Genomic DNA, 1,033 nt, shown 5'->3' with positions numbered 1-1,033 from the left:
CGGGGCGGAGGAATTTCCTCCGCCCCGCTTCTGTTTTTATCAGCCGATCCGGGCAGACTGGTTACTGCATGCTGTTCTCGTACGCCTGGATCATCTTCTTGACCATCTGGCCGCCAACGGAACCGGCCTCACGGCTGGTCAGATCGCCATTGTAGCCCTGCTTCAGGTTGACGCCAACCTCCTGGGCGGCCTCCATCTTGAACTTGTTCAGGGCCTCACGGGCGCTGGGAACCACGGGCTGGTTGGAATTGGAATTGTTAGAGCTAGACATAATAGCGCATCTCCTTTGGTGACAAATTTGTTGGATTCGGTGAATCCAGACATAGCTTTGCCCCAGGGCGGATTTCTATGTGCGCCATTTTTTGCTGGTCGGGTCTGCGAAAAAAGGGGAATAATAATACAGATAGATAAAATTGAAGTAAACTGTGTCGGTTTTGGAAAGAACATCAGAAATAGAATAAAAGAGAAGATAAAAAAGAGGAAAATGTACCGCTGCCGCCCGGCGGACGCGGTTAAAGGGCCCAGGCATGCCACACACCGTCCTGCTGCTCGCGCTGGAGCCGTCCCTGCCGGCGCAGATGGTCCAGGTGGGCGATGCACTCGCCCACGGCAAACCACTTCTGGGCCAGGGGAAAGTCGTCCCAGCTCCTGGAGCGGATGTTCCAGGTCATGTGGGCGGCGGCTTCATAGGCGGTGCTGCCGGGGCGGGCGCGGAGGATGGCGGTCAGCTCGTCCAGGCGGCGGGCGTGGTGCTCCAGCAGGGCGTCCACCCGGGGGGCCAGCGCACCGGGGCGGCGGTGGCCGGGCAGAGCCAGGCGGGCGGGCAGCCCCCGCACGGTCCGCAAGCTGTCCAGATAGCATCCCAGGGCGTCCTCCATGCCGTTCCAAGGCGTGATATTGGGGCTGATGTCAAAGAGCACGTGGTCGCCGGTAAAGAGAATGCCGTCCGACTCGTCCCAGAAGCAGAGCTGGCCAGGGGTGTGACCGGGCGCGGGCAGGCAGGTGAGCCGGCGGCCGCCCGCCTCCAGCACAG

The 1,033-nt window shown here is 61.0% G+C and carries 2 protein-coding genes; both read right to left on the bottom strand.

The genetic code is table 11. The features are described from left to right. Positions 1 to 61: 61 nt before the first annotated feature. Positions 62 to 271: an alpha/beta-type small acid-soluble spore protein gene (locus HMPREF0372_RS14530; RefSeq protein WP_007494041.1), complete on the bottom strand. Its 210-nt coding sequence runs from the start codon at positions 269 to 271 to the stop codon at positions 62 to 64. Between the two features lie 241 nt (positions 272 to 512). After that, on the bottom strand, positions 513 to 1,033 hold a 521-nt coding region (locus tag HMPREF0372_RS20160; RefSeq protein WP_169314520.1), incomplete at its 5' end, for an MBL fold metallo-hydrolase.

Origin of the sequence: Flavonifractor plautii ATCC 29863 (assembly GCF_000239295.1) — a bacterium.
Classification (GTDB): Bacteria; Bacillota; Clostridia; order Oscillospirales; family Oscillospiraceae; genus Flavonifractor; species Flavonifractor plautii.
Note: the sequence above shows the minus strand (reverse complement) of the source record. Positions and strands in the feature narration are given on the sequence as shown.

Excerpts from the sequence above, each read along its gene's own strand:
- HMPREF0372_RS14530 (WP_007494041.1), bottom strand. The coding sequence starts at position 271 with ATGTCTAGCTCTAACAATTCCAATTCCAACCAGCCCGTGGTTCCCAGC.